Origin of the sequence: Ancylobacter moscoviensis, from assembly GCF_007559435.1 — a bacterium.
GTDB lineage: Bacteria > Pseudomonadota > Alphaproteobacteria > Rhizobiales > Xanthobacteraceae > Ancylobacter > Ancylobacter moscoviensis.
This window is the reverse complement of sequence record NZ_VMBP01000002.1, coordinates 335,912-355,067: the sequence shown is the minus strand read 5'-3', so window position 1 is coordinate 355,067 and position 19,156 is coordinate 335,912. Positions and strand designations below refer to the sequence as shown.

The following is a 19,156-nucleotide window of genomic DNA, read 5'->3' as shown; positions in this document are numbered from 1 at the left end:
GGCAAGGGCTCGGGCCGATCAGCGCGCGGCCAGCGTGCGCTCCTCGTCGACGATGAAGTCGCGGATCACCGGCACGTCGTTGCGCTCGTTCGAGAGCAAAAGCTGGTAGACCATGTTCGAGCCGTGCAGGAAGCCGAGCTCGACGGCGGCGAGATAGAACTCCCACATCCGCGCGAAGCGCTCGCCCATCATCGCCACCACTTCCGGCCGCTTCGCCTCGAAGTTCAGCCGCCAGTGGCGGATGGTCCAGTAATAGTGCAGCCGCAGGACCTCGCAGTCGCCGGTCCACAGGCCGACGCGCTCCAGCGAAGCGAACACCTCCGACATGGCCGGCACGTAGCCGCCGGGGAAGATGTACTTGCGGATGAAGGGGCCCGTCGTGCCGGGCGGCGACATACGCCCGATAGCATGGATCATCGCAAAGCCGCCGGGCGCCAGCAGCCGCTTGATGGTGTTGAAGTAGTCGTCGAAATGATTGACGCCGACATGCTCCATCATGCCGACGGAGACGACGCGGTCGAAGGTACCGGTGAGCTCGCGATAGTCGCGTTCGAAGAAGGTGATGCGATCGGCGACGCCCGCGGCCTGGGCGCGCTTCCGGGATTCCGCCAGTTGCTCGGTCGCGACGTTGATCGCCGTGACCTCGACGCCGAGCTTCGCGAGATAGATGGCGAGCGCGCCCCAGCCCGAGCCGATCTCGGCGACCCGCATGCCCGGCTCCAGCTTCAGCTTGGCCGCGATGTGACGCAGCTTGGCCTCCTGCGCCTCCTCCAGCGAGGCATCGGGAGTCGGGAAATAGGCGCAGGAATAGATCATTCGCGAGTCCAGCCACAGGGCGTAGAACTCGGGCGGATGATCGTAATGGCTCTGGGCGTTCGTTGCGGCGCGCCCGAGCGGGTTGGACTGGTGCCAGCGCTTCAGCGCCCGCCAGCCGCGGCGCAGCGCCTGCTGCACCGGATGCGAGGCGAGGCCCCGGCGGTTGATCGAGAAGAGATAGAGGAAATCGTAGACGGTCGAGCCGTCCTCGAAGGTCAGCCGGCCATCCATATAGGCCTCGGCCGCCACCAGCTCGGGATTGAGGAACAGCTCGCGGTCGAGCTTGTCGTCATGGATGCGCATGACGACTTCCGGGCCGTCCTCGCCGCTGCCGAAATAGACGCGCGAGCCGCTCGGCTCAATGACGACGAGCCGGCCCTTGTGGACGAAGCGCTTCAGCAGATGGGGAAGAAAACGCATCAAACGCTCCGCTCGTCCAGCCGGGATACCTACCGGGCATCGGCCACAAGCCCGGCCGCCCTGTCAAGCGCGCGGCGTCCCACCCGACCGGATCGCGACCGCTAGCCGGCCGCCTCCCGCACAGCGGGCAGCTTCTGCTGGCTGTCCGCGCGCAGCATCTTGCGCACCTGCGGCGCGGCGACGATGGTGCCGCGGTCGAAGAACGCCTCGTGGTTCTTCTCGATGTCTTCCAGCACGTAGCGGTAGTTCACCATCAGCCCGGCCGCCTGCTTCATGCCGCGCGGCGAGAGGTCGCCGAAGGCGTTGATGCGCTCCAGCCGCGCGCCATTGCCGAGATGAAAGCGCGCCACCGGATCGAGCGGCTTGCCCTTGGGGCTGCGGGCGACGAGGAAGTAATAGGCCGCGAGCGCCTCGACGACGGGGCGCAGAGCGGCGCGGGCCCCCTCCTCCGGCACGCCCGTCCGGCCCAGCGCCTCCAGAGCGGCGCGATCCTCCGCCGTGACGGCGAGGGAGGCCGAGTTGGCGAGTTCTCCATCGAGCCAGGCGCGGAAGCCGGGCACGGGCGAGAGCGTCACGAAGGTGCGCAGGGCGGGAAACTCGCGGGAGATCTCCTCCACCACCTGCTTGATGAGGAAATTGCCGAAGCTGACGCCGCCGAGACCCTTCTGGCAGTTCGAGATGGAGTAGAACACCGCCACCTTCGCCGTCTTTGGATCGAGCGGGGTTCGCTTCGTCTCGAGGATCGGCGCGATGGCGTCGGGCACCTCACGGGTCAGCGCCACTTCCACGAAAATCAGCGGCTCGTCGACCAGGGCCGGGTGGAAGAAGGCGTAGCAGCGCCGGTCCGGGCTGTCGACGCGGGCACGCAGGTCGTTCCAGTCGCTGATCTCGTGCACCGCCTCGTAGCGGATGATCTTTTCAAGCACGTTGGCGGGCGTCGACCAGTCGATCCGGCGCAGCACGAGGAACCCCCGATTGAACCAGGAAGCAAGGAGATGGGTAAAGTCGCGGTCGACCTCGGCGAGATCGGGGCGGCGCGTGAGGCTGTCGAGCAGATCGGCCCGCATCGCCACCAGCAGGCCGGTGGCGCCGGGGGCGAGGTTGAGGCGGCGGATCAACTCCTGGCGGCGCGGCTCGCTGGCGGCGTGCAGCTCGGCCACCGTGCGCGCGCCCGGGGACGCCGCGTGGGCGGCGATGGCCCTGTCCAGACGGAGAGAATCCGGCCCGAAGGCGACGGCCAGCGTCTCGAAGAAGGCCACGCGCTCGCCGGTCTTGAGGCCGCGATAGGCAACGAGGATCTCCTGCGCCAGCGCAACGCCGGACGCCTCCCCCTGGCCCGACAGCAGCCGTTCGCACAGCTCCGCGACATGCGCGGCGCGCACCGCCCCGGCGGGCCGACGTTCGCGCCCGAGGTCGAGCAGGGCACGGCCGCGCTCGGCTATGGTGCCGAGCAGATCGCCGAAGAAGCTGGTTCCGCTGTCCATGGTCGCCCCTCATCCTGCCGCGCCCGGGATGAATGAGACCCCGAGCGGATGAAGCGCGCAAGACGGACGATGGTCTGCTGCCCGCGCCGGCGGTCAAGCGCCGGTGATGAAATCGAAGATCAGCTTCATGTTGAGCGAGATGATCAGCGCGGCGGCGAGCACGGCGAGCACGGTCTGCCAGATCGGCGCGACGAAGGTGCCCATCTTGCGCTTGTCGGCCGTGAACATGATCAGCGGCACGATGGCGAAGGGCAATTGCAGGCTGAGGATGACCTGGCTGAAGATCAGCAGCGAGCCGGCGCCGCGCTCGCCATAGGCGATGGTCACCGCCGCCGCCGGCACGATGGCGATGGCGCGGGTGATCAGCCGGCGCAGCCACGGCGCGAGGCGGATGTTGAGGAAGCCCTCCATCACCGCCTGACCCGCGATCGTCGCCGTCACCGTCGAATTGATGCCGCAGCACAAAAGCGCGATGGCGAACAAAGTCGGCGCCATGGCGCTGCCGAGCAGCGGGTTGAGCAGCTCGTGCGCCTTGCCAAGGTCAGCGACCTCGCCGGTGCCGCCGGCATGGAAGGTCGAGGCGGCGAGGATGAGGATGGAGGCATTGATGGTGAGGGCGAACATCAGCGCCAGCGTCGAATCCCACGTCGCCAGCCTGATCGCCTCGCGCTTGCCCTGCGTGGTGCCATCGTGCCGGCGGGTCTGCACGATGGCGGAATGCAGGTAGAGATTGTGCGGCATCACCGTCGCGCCGAGGATGCCCAGCGCGAGATAGAGCATGTCGGGATTGCTGACGATCTCGGTGGTCGGTGCGAAGCCGCGGATCACGGCGCCCCAGTCGGGATCGGCCAGCGCGATCTGGATGCCGAAGCAGGCGGCGATGACCGCCAGCAGCGCCACCACTAGCGCCTCGACGAAGCGGAAGCCGAGATTCTGAAGCCACAGGATGAGGAACACGTCGAGCGCGGTGACGACGACGCCGATCTCCAGCGGAATGCCGAAGAGCAGGTTGAGACCAATGGCGGTGCCGATGACCTCGGCAAGGTCGGTGGCGCAGATCGCCGCCTCGGCCAGCAGCCAGAGAACAAAGCCGACCGGCCGCGGGAAGGCGTCGCGGCAGGCCTGGGCGAGATCGCGGCCGGAGGCCACGCCCAGCCGCGAGCACAGCGCCTGCAAGAGGATCGCGATCATGTTCGACAGCAACGCCACGACCAGAAGGCCGTAGCCGAAGCGCGAACCGCCGGCGAGCGAGGTCGCCCAGTTGCCGGGGTCCATATAGCCCGTGGCGACCAGATAGCCCGGCCCCATGAAGGCGAAGAACCGCCAAATGCCCGACTTCTTCGGCACGGCGATGCTGCCATGCACCTCCGAAAGCGAGGGATCTCCACGCTCCCGGCGCCATCCCGCACTTTCCGCCTGCAACTTGTCGAGCATTATGGGTATCCGCTATTGCGAATGAGTTGCAATATAAATGGCGCACCGCACAACGACTGTCAACGGAGCGCGAAGCCGCGGCAAGCGGCGGACACATTTTCGCGTGCGAGCTCGCAAAGCCTTGTGCGAAGTCGATTTCCGCGCACATTCGGGCGAATGCTGCGCGCCGTCCGTCTTACCCGCCTCGCCCTTCTGGGCTTCGTCCTGCTCTTCGCCCTGCCGCTCGGCGCGCATGCGCTCGTGCAGTGGCAGCAGGTCGACTGGACGCGCAACTGGCGCAATGCCGATTGGTCGAGCACCGGCACGCTGCCCCTCGCCGCCGAGCACAGGCCGGCCATGGTGCGCATCTACGCCGCCCGCGTCGGCCGCTGGCGCAGCATCTTCGCGGTTCATAGCTGGATCGTGTTCAAGGAAGCCGGCGCCGACGCCTATGAGCGCTACGACAAGGTCGGCTGGGGCCGGCCGATCCGCCACAACGGCTACCCGGCCGACGGGCGCTGGTACGGCAACGCGCCGGAAGTGGTGTTCGAGGCGACGGGCGAGGAAGCGGAACGGCTCATCCCGAAGCTGCAGGCGGCCATCGCCTCCTACCCCTACGCCGAGGCCGGCGACTACGACGTCTGGCCGGGGCCAAACTCCAACAGCTTCGTCGCCTATGTGCTCTCCCGGGTGCCGGAGATGGCGGTCGCCCTCCCCCCGACCGCCATCGGCAAGGATTACCCGGTGAACGGCGAGTGGATCGGCCTCGCCCCTTCCCGCACCGGCGTGCGCGTCACGCTGGACGGTTATGCCGGGCTGACGCTGGCCTGGGTCGAAGGCGTCGAGATCAACATCCTCGGCGCGATCGCCGGGCTCGATCTGCGGCACCCCGGCATCAAGCTTCCGGGCTTCGGGCGCATCGGCCTCTGAAAAAGGGGCCTTGAAAGAAGATTGACGTCGTCCGGATACCAGCCATTCATGTCCATGAGCCATGCTGGGGCAAAGCTGGCCTTAACGGGGGATTGGCGATGATCGGACGCATCTTCAGGCATCTGCGGCGCGGCGGGCTCGCCCTCGCCCTTCTGGCGCCCTTCGCGGCGGCACCGGCGCTGGCGGCACCCTGCGGCGACACCGGCGCGGGCTTCGATGCCTGGCTGCGCGATTTCCGGCAGGCGGCGGCCGCGCAGGGCATCTCGCCCGGCGCGCTGCGGGCGCTGGACGGGCTGAGCTACGACACCAGGGTGATCAGCCTCGACCGCAACCAGAAGCACTTCAAGCAGAGCTTCGAGCAATTCGTCGCCAACCGCGTCGGCGCGGGTCGCATTTCCAAGGGCAAAGCGATGCTACGCCAGCACGCCGCCCTGCTCGCGCGCATCGAGCGGCGATTCGGCGTGCCCGGGCCGATCCTCATCGCCATATGGGGCATGGAAACCGACTTCGGCGTGAACCAGGGCAAGATGCCGGTGTTCCGCTCGCTGGCAACGCTGGCCTATGACTGCCGCCGCTCCGGCTTCTTCACCGGCCAGCTTCTGGACGCGCTGCGCATCGTCCAGCGCGGCGATCTCTCGGTGGGCGAAATGCGCGGCGCCTGGGCCGGCGAACTCGGCCAGACCCAGTTCATGCCGACCTCCTATGTGCGCTTCGCCGTCGACTTCGATGGCAACGGCCATGCCGACCTGATCCGCAGCGTGCCGGACGTTCTCGCCTCCACCGCCAACTATCTGCGCGGCTATGGCTGGAGCGGCCGCTCCTGGGAGAACGGCGCGAACATGGGCGCGCTGCGCGGCTGGAACAAAGCCGAGGTCTACGCCCGCAGCATCGCCTATTTCGCCACCAAGCTGACCCAGTAAGGCGCGCCGCTTACCGGGCTTTGCGAACAGCCCGTGTGCGCGCTTTCGCATTGCCCGGCGTCGACCGACCCGGCAGGTTGCACTCCAAACTGCAAGGAGGAGCCACGCCATGCCGAACGATGCCGAGACCTATGACTATATCGTCGTGGGAGCCGGTTCGGCGGGCTGCGTGCTGGCCAACCGGCTTTCCGCCGATCCGAGGAACCGCGTGCTGGTTCTAGAAGCCGGCGGGCGCGACAACTGGATCTGGTTCCACATCCCGGTCGGCTACCTCTTCGCCATCGGCAATCCGCGCGCCGACTGGTGCTACAAGACCGAGGCTGAGGCAGGGTTGAACGGACGGGCGCTCAACTACCCCCGCGGCAAGACCATCGGCGGTTCCTCGGCCATCAACGCCATGATCTACATGCGCGGACAGGCCGCCGATTACGATCACTGGCGCCAGCTCGGCCTTTCCGGCTGGGGCTGGGACGATGTGCTGCCGGTCTTCAAAAGCCATGAGGACCACTATCTCGGCGCCGCCGAATTCCACGGCGGCGGCGGCGAATGGCGGGTCGAGGCGCCGCGCCTCACCTGGAAGCTGCTCGACACGGTTCGGGACGCGGCGCGGCAGGCCGGCATCCCGTCAATCCCGGATTTCAACACCGGCGACAATGAGGGCTCGTCCTATTTCCAGGTGAACCAGAAGCGGGGCTTCCGCTGGAGCGCCGCGCGCGGCTTCCTGAAACCGGTGCTGTCCCGTCCCAACCTGAAGCTGGAAACCGGCTGCCGCACCGAGCGGGTGCTGATCGAGAACGGGCGTGCGGTCGGCGTCGTCTACCGGCAGGACGGCATCACCCGCGTCGCCCGCGCACGGAGCGAGGTGGTGCTCGCCGCCGGGGCCATCAACTCCCCTCACCTGCTGAAGCTCTCCGGCATCGGACCCGGCGCGGAACTGGCGCAGCACGGAATTCCGGTGGTGCTGGACAAGCCGGGCGTCGGCGCCAACCTGCAGGACCATCTGCAGCTGCGGATGATCTACAAGGTCTCCGGTGTGCCCACGCTGAACGAGCAGTATCACTCGCTGTTCGGGCGGGCGAAGATGGGGCTCGACTTCGCGCTGTTCCAGCGCGGGCCGCTGACCATGGCTCCCTCACAACTCGGCATCTTCACCCGCTCACGCGCGGAGAAGGAGCGCGCGGACCTCGAATTCCACGTCCAGCCGCTCTCGCTCGGCAAGTTCAGCGAGCCGCTGCACAAGTTCCCCGCCTTCACCATGAGCGTGTGCAACCTGCGCCCGACGAGCCGTGGCAGCCTCACGCTGGCAAGCGCGGACAGCACGGCCGCCCCACGCATCCAGCCCAACTACCTGTCCACCGAGGAAGACCGGCGCGTGGCCGCCGACAGCATCCGCGTCGGCCGCCGCATCGTCGCCCAGCCGGCGCTGGCTCCCTTCGCGCCGGACGAATTCCTGCCCGGCGCGGGCATCGACGACAGCGAGGAAGCGCTGGCGCGCGCGGCGGGCGACATCGGCACCACCATCTTCCATCCCGTGGGCACGGCGAAGATGGGCCTTGCCTCCGATCCGGCGGCGGTGGTGGATGAGCGGCTGCGGGTGTTCGGGATTGCCGGGCTGCGCGTGGCGGACGCCTCGATCATGCCGACCATCGTCTCCGGCAATACCAACTCACCGACCATCATGATCGCCGAGAAGGCGGCCGGGATGATCCTCGCCGACGCGCGCTAAAGCATCGGCGAAGGGTGGGCGACCCGTGGCGCCCGCTCACGGCGCCAGCACGACCTGCTTGCAAGCTTCCGGCAGCTCCTTCACCAGCATCGGCGGCTTGGGCTTGGGCGGTTCCTTCGGCGGTTTGGGATGCAGATTCGCATCGGAGAACCACCAGTCGAGCTCGCTACCACAGCCCTCGCCCGGCACGACCGGATCCTGCGCCCGGCAGTCCGGGCTGCCGGCGGGGCACGAGATGCGCACATGCATGTGGTAGTCATGCCCCCAATAGGGCCGCACCTTCTGTAGCCAGGAACGGTCGCCCGTCGCGTCCCGGCACAGCGCCTTCTTGATGGCGGCGTTGACCAGCACGCGCTCCACCTCGGCATCCTGCGCCGCCGTCTTGATGACGGCGACCAGCGACGGCGTCCACACCTTGCTGTCGACGTCGAGCCGGTCTGGCCGCACGATCATCGTGGCGGAGACCTTCTCGCGCTCGTCGCGGGAGAATTCGCGCGTCGGCATCGGGGTGAGCCAGATGTCGGCATCGAGGCCGATCTGGTGCGAGGCGTGGCCGGTCAGCATCGGACCGCCGCGCGGCTGCGCCATGTCACCGACCAGGATGCCCGGCCATTTCGAGATACCCGGCACCTTGGCCGAGAAGCGCTCAAGGAAGGCGACGAGGTTCGGGTGGCCCCAGTTGCGGTTGCGCGACAGGCGCATGGCCTGCCACGTCTTGCCGTTGACGGGCAGCGCCTCAGCGCCGGCCAGACAGCCCTTCGAATAGAAGCCGATGGCACGTGCCTCGAACGGGGCGGCGTCCCGCGCCGCGCCGAAGACCTGCTTGGCCGGCTTGTTGTCGATGTTCGCCGCGCGGTCCTGCTGGGCCGAGGCGGCGCCGGCGACGAGGAGCCCCAGCCCCACCAGAGCCGCCCGCACGATGTGCCTTCCCATCTCTGATTTCATGAGCGCGCCCTCAGCTCACGACCTGCGAGAGGATGACGAAGTTCTTCGGCGAGCGCGTGTCGGGCGTCGCGGAAAGCTCGGTGACGAACAGCGTCGAGCCCGGCACCAGCAGCTTGGCGAGCTGCTGGTTGGCCGCCGGCGCCACGGTGATGCGGTCGATGGCACTGGCCGACTTGCCGCCGGTGGCGCCGTTGCCCTCGAAGGACAAGGCCGTCCACGACACTTCGCCGCCGACATTCTTCAGCACGTAGACCACGTTGCCGAGCGGGGTGTGCTGATCGCGAATGGTGACCGGCGAGGTGAAGACGACGGCGCCGTCCTTGATCACGGTGAGCTGCTTGTCCGCCCCGCTGATGATCATCGCCACGGCATCCTGCGTCGGATCGGGCGCCGCGGCCGTGTCCGGTGTGCCGTTCGGGTTCTTCGGATCGTCCTTGCGGATCGCCGCGGTGGCATCCGCCGGCAGGACGAGGCCGGGATGGAGCACGTCGACCGGCTGGGAATGCGAGTCGGCGATGATCACCGGCGTCCCGTAGTGGGTGATGCCGAACAGCAGCTTGGCGAAGGCGAGCGGCAGGTGCACGCAGCCATGCGAGGACGGGTAGCCGGGCAGCCCGCCCGCGTGCAGCGCCACGCCGGACCAGGTGAGGCGCTCGGTGAAGGGCATCGACGCGCCGTCATAGATCGAGGAATGGTGCGTCGCATCCTTCTGCAGGATCGTGAACACGCCCACCGGCGTCGAGAAGCCCGCCTTGCCGGTCGAGCAGGTGGAAACGCCGACGCGCACGCCGTTGCGGTAGACGTAGCAGCGCTGGTCGGGCAGCGACACGATAACGGCGACGAACCCCTCCGGCGCCCGTTCGGGATACCAGACATACTGGCCGGGCTTCAGCTCATCGACGGCGGTGACGTCGGCGTCCTGCGCCGCTACTGGCCAACCGCCCAGCACGAATGCCGTCGCGGCACCGGCAAGCCGCAGCACGTTGCGGCGGTCCGTGGCGAAAGGCTTCGCGTCGCGCGCTCCGGGCTTGCCGTTCATCACTTGATTCTCCCTCGATCGTCGACGCGACGATATCGGCGCGAGACCTCGCACGCCACCCGCCGCGTCCCGACCTGTAAAGCCGCCTGCCGGGCGCTGCGCCAGCATGTTTCGGCGCCGCTTTGCCCGAAGAGCGACAATAGAGACGACCGTTTTGGGGAACCTCGTCCGTAACGCCGCGTTTCTCCACCGAACAGTGTGAGTAGAGAGGGACGGACACGATGCAGAGCACTCAGCACAATCTCGAAGCGCGCGAGACGCGAACCCTGATCGGCAGCGACAAGGTGGAAGGCACCGCCGTCTACCGCCCGAACGGCGACCGCATCGGCGCCATCGAGCGGGTGATGATCGACAAGCTGAGCGGGCAGACCGCCTATGCGGTCATGAGCTTCGGCGGCTTTCTGGGCTTCGGCGGGGACTACTACCCACTGCCCTGGTCGCTGCTGAAATATGATGAGGGACTCGATGGCTACGTCGTCGACATCACCGACGAACAGCTCCAGGGTGCACCGCGGCACGCCAGCGCCGACGAAAGCGCCTGGAAGGATCCCGAGTGGGATCGCAAGGTCAATGAATACTACCATGTGCCGCCCTACATGCTCTGACGAGCCGTAGCGGACAGCACCAAAGGCCGGGCGCAAGCCCGGCCTGTTCACCTGAGAAAAAACCTGCCCCGGCCGGGATCAGGCCTTCTTTTCGTCCTTCGGCAGCTCGACGACGTTCGCTTCCGGAACGTTCTTCTTCAGCGACTCGATGGAGCTCAGGGCCGACGACTTCGCCTTGTAGCTCTCGGACGAGAACATGATCTCGCCGTTCGAGGCACGGAAGCGGAAGCGGAACCCGCCAGCCTTGTCCTCGTAGACTTCGAACTTGTACGACATGCGATTTGCCTCCCGTCGCGCCCTGCGACTGGCCCGATGGGAGCACAATTGCCGCTGATTCGGAAGGCCCGGCTACCACCGAGGGCCGGAAGCGGCACAGATGCCCGAGGTACGCGGCCTCAGTCGTCGACCTTCAGCGCGGCGATGAAGGCTTCCTGGGGAATCTCCACCTTGCCGAACTGGCGCATCTTCTTCTTGCCTTCCTTCTGCTTCTCCAGAAGCTTGCGCTTGCGGGTGATGTCGCCGCCATAGCACTTGGCGGTCACGTCCTTGCGCAGCGCGCGGATGGTCTCGCGGGCGATGATCTTGGCGCCGATGGCCGCCTGGATCGGGATCTGGAACAGATGCTGCGGGATCAGGTCCTTCAGCTTCTCGCACATGGCGCGGCCGCGATATTCGGCGCGGGTGCGGTGCACCAGCATGGACAGTGCGTCGACCGGCTCGGCGTTGACCAGGATCGACATCTTCACGAGGTCGCCGGGGCGATACTCGGTGATCTGGTAGTCGAACGAGGCATAGCCTTTCGAGATCGACTTCAGCCGGTCGTAGAAGTCGAACACCACCTCGTTCAGCGGCAGGTCATAGGTGACCATGGCGCGCGAGCCGACATAGGTGAGCTCGATCTGGTTGCCGCGCCGGTCCTGGCAAAGCTTGAGCACCGCGCCGAGATATTCGTCCGGCGTCAGGATGGTGGCACGGATCCACGGCTCGCGAATTTCCTTGATCTTCACCACGTCCGGCATATCGGCCGGGTTGTGCAGCTCAAGCACCGTGCCGTCGTTCATCTCGATCTCGTAGATCACCGACGGGGCGGTGGCGATGAGGTCGAGATTGAACTCGCGCTCCAGCCGCTCCTGGATGATCTCGAGGTGCAGCAGCCCGAGGAAGCCGCAGCGGAAGCCGAAGCCGAGCGCCGCCGACGTCTCCATCTCGAAGGAGAAGGAGGCATCGTTGAGGCGCAGCTTGCCCATCGCGGCGCGCAGATCCTCGAAGTCGGCGGCATCGACCGGGAACAGGCCGCAGAACACCACCGGCTGCGCCGGCTTGAAGCCCGGCAGCGCCGCCGAGGTCGGGCGCTTTTCCTCGGTGATGGTATCGCCGACGCGCGTATCCGCCACTTCCTTGATCGAGCCGGTGAGGAAGCCGATCTCGCCCGGCCCCAGCTCGGTCATCGCCACCATCTTCGGCGTGAACACGCCGACGCGGTCGATGTCGTAGACGGCACCCGAGCCCATCATCTTGATGCGCTGGCCCTTCTTCAGCACGCCGTCGACGATGCGCACGAGCACGACGACGCCGAGATAGACGTCGTACCAGCTGTCGACCAACAGCGCCTTCAGCGGCGCCTCGCGGTCTCCCTTGGGCGGCGGCAGGCGGGTGACGATCGCTTCCAGCACGTCGGGAATGCCGAGGCCTGTCTTGGCGGAGATGAGCACCGCGTCGGAGGCGTCGAGGCCGATCACGTCCTCGATCTGCGCCTTCACCTTGTCCGGCTCAGCGGCCGGCAGGTCCACCTTGTTGAGGACCGGGACGATCTCGTGATTGTTGTCGATGGCCTGGTAGACATTGGCCAGCGTCTGCGCCTCGACGCCCTGCGAGGCGTCGACCACCAGCAGCGAGCCCTCGACGGCGGCGAGCGAGCGGTTCACCTCATAGGCGAAGTCGACATGGCCGGGCGTGTCGATGAGGTTGAGGACGTAATCCCTGCCGTCCTTCGCCTTGTAGGACAGCCGCACGGTCTGCGCCTTGATGGTGATGCCGCGCTCGCGCTCGATATCCATGTTGTCGAGCACCTGCTCGGACATCTCACGCTCCGACAGCCCGCCCGTGATCTGGATCAGGCGGTCGGCAAGGGTCGACTTCCCGTGGTCGATGTGGGCGACGATGGAGAAGTTGCGGATGTTGTCGATGGGCTCGGTGCTCATGGGGCGCGGGATAGCATTGGCGCCAAGGCACCACAAGGAGGAGACCCCTCCCGCTCCTTGCGCGCGGGCATGCAATCGACCACATTCCGCCCGCCATTCCCGAGGAACCGTCATGCCCGAACTGAAGGTCGCCGTCGTACCCGTCACGCCGTTCCAGCAGAACTGCTCGATCGTCTGGGACGAAACCACCAAGCGGGGTGCGGTGATCGATCCGGGCGGCGACCTGCCGCGCATCCTCGCGGCGCTGGAGGAACTGGAGGTCAACGCGGAGAAGATCGTGCTGACCCACGGCCATATCGACCACGCCGCCGGCGCTGCGGAACTGGCGGAAACGCTGAAGATTCCGGTCGAAGGGCCGCATGAGGGCGACAAGTTCCTGCTCGACAACCTCCCCGCCGATGGCGTGCGCACCGGCATCCCCGGCCGCGCCGTGACGCCCGGCCGCTGGCTGGACGAGGGCGACACGGTCGATATCGGCGGCGTGCCGTTCGAGGTGCTGCACGTGCCCGGACACACGCCGGGCCATATCGTCCTGGTGAACCGTGACAATCGACTGGCCATCGTCGGCGATACGCTGTTCCAGCGTTCCGTCGGCCGCACGGATTTTCCCTATGGTGATGGCCCGCTTCTGATCCGGGGCATCAAGGAGAAGATCCTGCCGCTCGGGGACGCCTTCACCGTCCTGCCCGGGCACGGCAACGCCACGAACATCGCCCTGGAGAAGCGGACCAACCCCTTCCTGCGTTGACAGGCGACGGCGCGGGCAGCGGCGCGGGGTAGCGCGCCACGAAACTGTTACTCGCACGGTATCGCCGCACAGCCGATGATGACGGAAATCCCTAGCCGGAGTCCCGTCATGACGCGTGTCGCGACCGTGTGCCTCCTCGCCCTGGCGTCTCTTGCCGCCTGCCTTGCCGCATCCGCGCCCGCCCGCGCCCAGCAGGCCGAGCGCTGCCCCAAGCTCGTCGCCAGCAGCCCGTTCCTCCAGCCCCTCGGGCCGCGGGCCCTGCCCGCCGCCTATCTGGAGCCGCGGCAGGTCAGCCTCGCCTATATCGGCCACTCCACCTTCTTGATCGAGACGGCGGGCGGCGTCACCGTGACGACCGACTACAACGACTATGTGCGCCCCGACGTCGTGCCGCGCGTCGCCACGATGAACCGTGCCCACTCGACGCATTACTCGCTCAACCCCGATCCGGGGATCGGATATGTGCTGAAGGGCTGGCGCGAGGATCGCGACCCCGTGCGCTACGACCTGGAGGTCGGTGACCTCTGGATCGGCAACCTGCCAACCAACATCCGCGACATGCAAGGCGGCACGATCCGCAACGGCAATTCGATCTTCATCTTCCGCGCGGCGGACATCTGCATCGCCCATCTCGGCCATCTGCACCATACGCTGACGGTGGACGACCTCGCCGTTCTCGGCCGCATCGACGTAGTGCTGGCGCCGGTCGACGGCAGCTACACGCTGGACGTCGACGGCATGATCGAGGTGCTGAAGGCGATGGAGGCGCCGGTGGTGATCCCGATGCACTATTTCAACGAAAGCACGCTCAACCGCTTCCTCGACCGCCTCGCCGGCAGCCAGTACGCGGTCGAGCGGCGGGAGAGCCCGCAGGTCGTGTTCTCGCGCGAGACGCTGCCCGCCAAGCCGACGGTGATCGTGCTGCCGGCCAGCCGCTACCAGTAGCCGGCGACCCGATCAGTTCGCGGCCGGAGGCGCGTAGGCGGCCGGGTCCACCAGCGCCGGGCGCCCCGGCAGGTCGAGCGCGGAGACGCGCGGCGTCCCTTCGGCGATGACACGCCCGCGGCGCACCACGAACAGCCGCGCCGCCTTCAGTCGGATCGCCTCGATGGGGTCGGCCGCCTGGAGCACGACGAAATCGGCGTTGCAGCCGGGGGCGACGCCATAGCCTTCCAGCCCCATGATGCGGGCGGGATTGGTCGTTACCGCCTCGAAGCACCACGCCATCGCCTCGCGCGAGGTCATCTGGCCGACATGCAGCGCCATGTGCGCGACTTCCAGCATGTCGCCGGAACCGAGCGAGTACCACGGGTCCATCACGCAGTCGTGCCCGAAGGCGACGTTCACGCCGGCGGTGCGCAGCTCCGGCACGCGGGTCTGGCCGCGGCGCTTGGGATAGGTGTCGTGCCGGCCCTGCAACGTGATGTTGATCAGCGGGTTGGCGATGGCGTGCACGCCCGCCTCGGCGATCAGCGGGATCAGCTTCGAGACGTAGTAGTTGTCCATGGAATGCATGGACGTGAGGTGCGAGCCGGCCACGCGGCCCTGCAGGCCCAGCCGCTGCGTCTCATAGGCCAGCGCCTCGATATGGCGCGAGAGCGGGTCGTCGGTCTCGTCGCAATGGATGTCGACGCGCAGGCCGCGCGCGGCGGCGATCTCGCACAGCGCCTTCAGCGAGGCGGCGCCGTCCGCCATGGTGCGCTCGAAATGCGGGATGCCGCCGACGACGTCGACGCCCATGTCGAGCGCACGCTCCAGATTTCGCGCCGCCGAGGGCGAGCGATAATAGCCGTCCTGCGGGAAGGCGACGAGCTGAAGGTCGATGTAGTCCTTCACCTTTTCACGCACGTCGAGCAGCGCTTCCACGGCAAGCAGCCGGTCGTCGCACACATCGACATGCGAGCGGATGGCGAGCAGGCCCTGGCTGACGGCGAGGTCGCAATAGCGCAGCGCCCGCTCGATCACCGCCTCATGCGTCAGCAGCGGCTTCAGCTCGCCCCACAGCGCGATACCTTCGAGCAGCGTGCCGGAGGTATTGAGTCTTGGCAGGCCGAGCGAAAGCGTCGCATCCATGTGGAAATGCACGTCGACGAAGGGCGGCGAGACCAGCCGCCCGCCGGCATCGATCACCTGCCCTGCCTCGGCCTCGATGCCGGGCTCGATCGCGACGATGCGGCCATCCGCGCAGGCGATGTCGACGGCCGACCGCCCGTCGGGCAGGCGGGCGTTCTTCACAAGCAGGTCGAAACTCATCGTGGATCCAGACTCACCGTTGGCCCTTGAAGTAGGGCTTCATCAGAGCGCGGGGATAGTCGGCCCGGCGGGCGACCAGCACAAGCGCCGCGATGGAGACGATATAGGGCAGCATCAGGAAGATCTGGCTCGGCACGACGCCGCCGGCGATGGTCTGGATGCGCAGCTGGTAGGCATCGAGCGCCCCGAACAGCAGCGCGCCGAGCAACGCCTTGCCCGGCCGCCAGGAGGCGAAGACGGTGAGCGCGATGCAGACCCAGCCGCGCCCGTTGATCATGCCGAAATAGAAGGCGTTGAAAGCCGAGAGCGTGAGAAACGCTCCGCCCAGCGCCATCAGCGCCGATCCCGCCATCACCGCGCCGATGCGCAGCGCGACGACGGACAGGCCCTGCGCCTCCACCGCCTCGGGATTGTCGCCCACCGCCCGCAGCGCGAGCCCCAGCGGGGTGCGGGCCAGCACCACCGCGACGACGCCGACGCACAGGAAGGCGAAGACGGTGAAGGCCGTCTGCTGGCCGAGGATCGGGCCGATGAATGGCAGATCGCCGAGGAGCGGCAGGTCGAGCGGCGCGAAGGGCTCGATGCGGGGCGGCGTCGCCACATTCGGGAAGGCGACGCGATAGCCGAAATAGGCGACCGACGTAGCAAGCAGCGTCACCCCGATGCCGGTGACGTGCTGCGACAGGCCCAGCGGCACCGTGAGCACGCCATGGATCAGCCCGAACAGCGCGCCGGTGAAGGCCGCCACCGCGACGCCGCCCCAGAGCGGCAGGCCCAGATAGACGGCGAGCCAGCCGGACATGGCGCCGGCGACGAAGATGCCTTCGATCCCGAGGTTGAGCACGCCGGCCCGCTCGCAGAGCAGCGCTCCGAGCACGCCGAAGATCAGCGGCGTGGCGATGCGCAGGGTGGCGGCCCAGAAATTCGCTTGAGTGAAGATGTCGAGGGCTTCCAGCATCAGGCGGGCTCCCGGCGGACGAAGACGATGCGGAAACGGGTCAGCAGGCCGCCCACCAGCACGCTGAGGAGAGAGAAAGCCACTACGAGATCGGCCAGGTAGTTCGATACGCCGATGGCCCGACTCATCGAATCCGCCCCGACGAAGACGCCGGCGATGAAGATGGCCGAGGGAACGACGCCGAGCGGCGAGAGATTGGCGAGCGTCGCCACCACGATGCCCGCATAGCCGAAGCCGGGCGACAGGTCAGCGGTGAGATAGCCCTTGAGCCCGGCGACCTCGCTCGCCCCGGCGAGGCCCGCGAGACCACCCGAGAGGATGCCGACCAGCGCCATCGCCTTGCCGACCGGCAGCCCGGCATAGCGGGCGGCGCGGGCATTCTCGCCGACCGCGCGGATGCGGAAGCCCCATACGGTGCGCGAGATGAAGACGTGCAGCAGCACGGCGGCGACGACCGCCAGCACGAGACCCCAGTGAAGGCGCAGCCCCGCCACCAGCTTCGGAAGCGTCGCCTCGTCCAGCACGGGAGCCGACTGCGGCCAGCCCAGCGCCATTTCGTCCTTGACCGGCCCTTCCAGCATCATCTGCACGAAAAGCAGGACGATGAAGTTCATCAGCAAGGTGACGACCACCTCGTCGGCGCCGAAGCGGGTCTTGAACAGCACCGGCACCAGCAGCAGCGCCGCGCCGGCCGCCGCCGCGCCGAGGAGCACCAGCGGCACCAGCACATAGGAGGGCGCCTCGACCAGCCCCGCGCCGAGCACCACGGTGGCGAGCGCCCCGGCATAGAGCTGGCCCTCGGCGCCGATGTTCCAGAGCTTCGCCCGGAAAGCGACGGCGGCGGCGAGGCCGGTGAAAATGAGCGGCGTGGCGCGCGTCAGCGTCTCCGCCAGCGCGAAGCCGTCGCCGGCCGCGCCCCGCGCCATCAGCGCGAAGGCGGTGAACACCGGCGCGCCGGACAGCGCCAGCGGGATGGCGGTGAGCAGCAGGGCCACGAGGCCCGCGCCGACCGACACGGCAACGGTGAGCCAGACCGGCGTGCGCTCGCGGGGAACGAAGCGGATCATGCGGCCTCCCCGGCGGTATGGCCCGCCATCATCAGGCCGACGGTGCGGACATCCAGGCTGGCGGCCTCCATGGCCGGGGAGAGATGACCGGCATGGACCACGGCGATGCGGTCGGACAGTACGAACAATTCGTCGAGATCCTCAGAAATGAGCAGCACGGCGGCTCCGCGCGCCCGGGCGGCGATGAGGCGGCGGTGGACGTCGGTCGTTGCGCCGATGTCGAGCCCGCGCGTGGGCTGGTGCGCAAGAACGAGCCTCGGCTCGCCCTCCAGCGCCCGGGCCAGCACCACCTTCTGCATGTTGCCGCCGGAGAGCGCGCGGATCGCGGCATCCGGACCGGGGCAGCGCACGTCATAGGCGCGGATCATCTCGGCGGCGCGGACCCGGATATCGCCACGGCGAATGAAGCCGCCGCACTGGTTCTCGGGATCGCCGATGCTCTCCAGCACGTAGTTCTCGGCCACCGACAGGGCGCCTATGGTCCCGTCGCGATGACGGTCCTCGGGAATGCGGCCGACATGGGCCGTGACCCGCCCGGCGGGATCGGCCGATGTGAGCCGCTGCCCGTCGAGGGTCACCTCGCCGGCGCGGGCGGCCGCGAGGCCGGCGACCAGCCCGGCGAGCGCCCCCTGCCCGTTGCCGGAGACGCCGGCGATGCCGACGAGCTCGCCGGCGCGCACGTCGAGGCTGGCATTCTCCAGACGGTCGCGCTGGCCGGGATTGCCGACGCTGACCTCCTTCAGGCTCAGCACCGGCGCGCCGGGCGTGGAGGGCGGGCGCTCGCGCTGGGGAATGGCACGGCCGACCATCAGTTCAGCCAGCGTGGCACGGTCCGCGCCGGCGGTCGGCCGGTCTGCCACCTTGGCACCGCCGCGCAGCACCGCCACGCGCTCGCACAGGGCCAGCACCTCGTGCAGCTTATGGCTGATGAAGATGACGGCGAGCCCCTTCGCGGCCAGCTTGCGCACCGTCGCCACGAGACCGTCCGCCTCCTGCGGGGTCAGAACGGCGGTCGGCTCGTCGAGGATCAGCACGCGCACGTCGCGGTAGAGCGCCTTGAGGATCTCGATGCGCTGCTGCTCGCCGACCGACAGGCGTGCCACCGGAACGTCGAGATCGACGGCGAGGCCGCTCTCGGCGACCAGCCGCGCGATCTTGGCCCGTGCCTCGCGGCGCCCTAACCCGAAACTCCACAGCGACTGCGTGCCCAGCACGATGTTCTCGAAGCCGGTAAGGTTCTCGGCGAGGGCGAAGTGCTGGTGCACCATGCCGATGCCCGCCGCCAGCGCCGCCTCGGCGGACCCGCCCGGCAGCGGCGCGAGCCGGCCGGCCTCATCAGCGATGTGAATGGCGCCCTCGTCGGCCACGTAATGACCGAACAGGATGCTCATCAGCGTGGTCTTGCCGGCACCGTTCTCGCCGAGCAGAGCCACGATCTCGCCGGCCCGTATGTCGAGGTCGATATGGTCGTTCGCCGTCAGCGGCCCGAAGCGCTTGGTAATGCCGGACAGCGAGAGGACAAGGGGACGTGGATCAGGGTGCATGGAGGGGATCCATATGAACAGACCGCCATGGCCGGGTTTCTCCCGGCCATCCACGTCCTCATCGGCCAAGGCGTGGATCCCCGGCAC

Annotated in this window: 17 protein-coding genes; 6 read left to right on the top strand and 11 right to left on the bottom strand. The window is 67.9% G+C overall.

What is annotated here, in order from left to right; genetic code table 11:
* Window positions 1-18: 18 nt before the first annotated feature.
* From FO470_RS07865 to FO470_RS07855, 3 genes are all read right to left on the bottom strand, one after another.
* The gene (locus FO470_RS07865; protein ID WP_144342392.1) at window positions 19-1,236 is read right to left on the bottom strand and encodes an SAM-dependent methyltransferase; all 1,218 of its coding nucleotides are present in this window, start codon (window positions 1,234-1,236) and stop codon (window positions 19-21) included.
* Between the two features lie 101 nt (window positions 1,237-1,337).
* Window positions 1,338-2,720: a malonyl-CoA decarboxylase gene (locus FO470_RS07860; protein ID WP_144342391.1), complete on the bottom strand. Its 1,383-nt coding sequence runs from the start codon at window positions 2,718-2,720 to the stop codon at window positions 1,338-1,340.
* A gap of 93 nt (window positions 2,721-2,813) precedes the next feature.
* Window positions 2,814-4,154, bottom strand: a complete 1,341-nt coding sequence (locus tag FO470_RS07855) for an Nramp family divalent metal transporter (RefSeq protein ID WP_144342390.1) — start codon at window positions 4,152-4,154, stop codon at window positions 2,814-2,816.
* Window positions 4,155-4,310: 156 nt separating this feature from the next.
* On the opposite strand from FO470_RS07855, the gene FO470_RS07850 reads away from it, so the two are divergent.
* The 3 genes from FO470_RS07850 to FO470_RS07840 all read left to right on the top strand — a co-directional run bounded on the left by FO470_RS07850 (window position 4,311) and on the right by FO470_RS07840 (window position 7,709).
* Window positions 4,311-5,063: a DUF3750 domain-containing protein gene (locus tag FO470_RS07850; RefSeq protein ID WP_144342389.1), complete on the top strand. Its 753-nt coding sequence runs from the start codon at window positions 4,311-4,313 to the stop codon at window positions 5,061-5,063.
* Window positions 5,064-5,161: 98 nt separating this feature from the next.
* Complete coding sequence (locus tag FO470_RS07845) at window positions 5,162-5,983, top strand: lytic murein transglycosylase (RefSeq protein ID WP_144342388.1); 822 nt, start codon at window positions 5,162-5,164, stop codon at window positions 5,981-5,983.
* A gap of 109 nt (window positions 5,984-6,092) precedes the next feature.
* Window positions 6,093-7,709, top strand: a complete 1,617-nt coding sequence (locus FO470_RS07840; protein WP_144342387.1) for a GMC family oxidoreductase — start codon at window positions 6,093-6,095, stop codon at window positions 7,707-7,709.
* 36 nt (window positions 7,710-7,745) lie between these two features.
* On the opposite strand, the gene mepA is transcribed toward FO470_RS07840, so the two are convergent.
* Together mepA and FO470_RS07830 are read right to left on the bottom strand one after the other, a co-directional pair.
* On the bottom strand, window positions 7,746-8,642 hold the full coding sequence (gene mepA / locus FO470_RS07835; protein ID WP_144342386.1) for a penicillin-insensitive murein endopeptidase: 897 nt from the start codon (window positions 8,640-8,642) through the stop codon (window positions 7,746-7,748).
* 22 nt (window positions 8,643-8,664) lie between these two features.
* Window positions 8,665-9,693 (bottom strand): L,D-transpeptidase, encoded by a 1,029-nt coding sequence (locus tag FO470_RS07830; protein ID WP_144342385.1) that lies wholly within the window; start codon window positions 9,691-9,693, stop codon window positions 8,665-8,667.
* 221 nt (window positions 9,694-9,914) lie between these two features.
* On the opposite strand from FO470_RS07830, the gene FO470_RS07825 reads away from it, so the two are divergent.
* On the top strand, window positions 9,915-10,298 hold the full coding sequence (locus FO470_RS07825; RefSeq protein ID WP_144342384.1) for a PRC-barrel domain-containing protein: 384 nt from the start codon (window positions 9,915-9,917) through the stop codon (window positions 10,296-10,298).
* 78 nt (window positions 10,299-10,376) lie between these two features.
* On the opposite strand, the gene FO470_RS07820 is transcribed toward FO470_RS07825, so the two are convergent.
* Window positions 10,377-10,574, bottom strand: coding sequence for a YegP family protein (locus FO470_RS07820; RefSeq protein ID WP_144342383.1), 198 nt, complete (start codon window positions 10,572-10,574; stop codon window positions 10,377-10,379).
* A gap of 119 nt (window positions 10,575-10,693) precedes the next feature.
* A complete protein-coding gene (lepA, locus tag FO470_RS07815; protein ID WP_144342382.1) occupies window positions 10,694-12,499 on the bottom strand; it encodes a translation elongation factor 4 in 1,806 nt (601 codons plus the stop codon).
* 112 nt (window positions 12,500-12,611) lie between these two features.
* On the opposite strand from lepA, the gene FO470_RS07810 reads away from it, so the two are divergent.
* Window positions 12,612-13,247 carry an MBL fold metallo-hydrolase gene (locus FO470_RS07810; protein ID WP_144342381.1) on the top strand — a complete coding sequence of 212 codons (636 nt, stop codon included), beginning with the start codon at window positions 12,612-12,614 and terminating at the stop codon, window positions 13,245-13,247.
* 108 nt (window positions 13,248-13,355) lie between these two features.
* Window positions 13,356-14,192 (top strand): MBL fold metallo-hydrolase, encoded by an 837-nt coding sequence (locus tag FO470_RS07805; RefSeq protein ID WP_144342380.1) that lies wholly within the window; start codon window positions 13,356-13,358, stop codon window positions 14,190-14,192.
* Between the two features lie 12 nt (window positions 14,193-14,204).
* Here FO470_RS07805 and FO470_RS07800 read toward each other — a convergent pair whose 3' ends face one another.
* Genes FO470_RS07800 through FO470_RS07785 form a run of 4 tightly spaced genes read right to left on the bottom strand, consistent with a single transcriptional unit; the run spans window position 14,205 to window position 19,069 of the window.
* Window positions 14,205-15,500 carry an amidohydrolase family protein gene (locus FO470_RS07800; protein WP_144342379.1) on the bottom strand — a complete coding sequence of 432 codons (1,296 nt, stop codon included), beginning with the start codon at window positions 15,498-15,500 and terminating at the stop codon, window positions 14,205-14,207.
* A gap of 13 nt (window positions 15,501-15,513) precedes the next feature.
* Complete coding sequence (locus FO470_RS07795) at window positions 15,514-16,458, bottom strand: ABC transporter permease (RefSeq protein ID WP_144342378.1); 945 nt, start codon at window positions 16,456-16,458, stop codon at window positions 15,514-15,516.
* On the bottom strand, window positions 16,458-17,525 hold the full coding sequence (locus FO470_RS07790) for an ABC transporter permease (protein WP_144342377.1): 1,068 nt from the start codon (window positions 17,523-17,525) through the stop codon (window positions 16,458-16,460). Before FO470_RS07790 ends, FO470_RS07795 begins: the two co-directional genes overlap by 1 nt.
* Entirely contained in the window at window positions 17,522-19,069 is a 1,548-nt protein-coding gene (locus FO470_RS07785) for an ABC transporter ATP-binding protein (protein ID WP_144342376.1), read from the bottom strand. The genes FO470_RS07790 and FO470_RS07785 overlap by 4 nt, the downstream gene beginning before the upstream one ends.
* Window positions 19,070-19,156 lie beyond the last annotated feature (87 nt).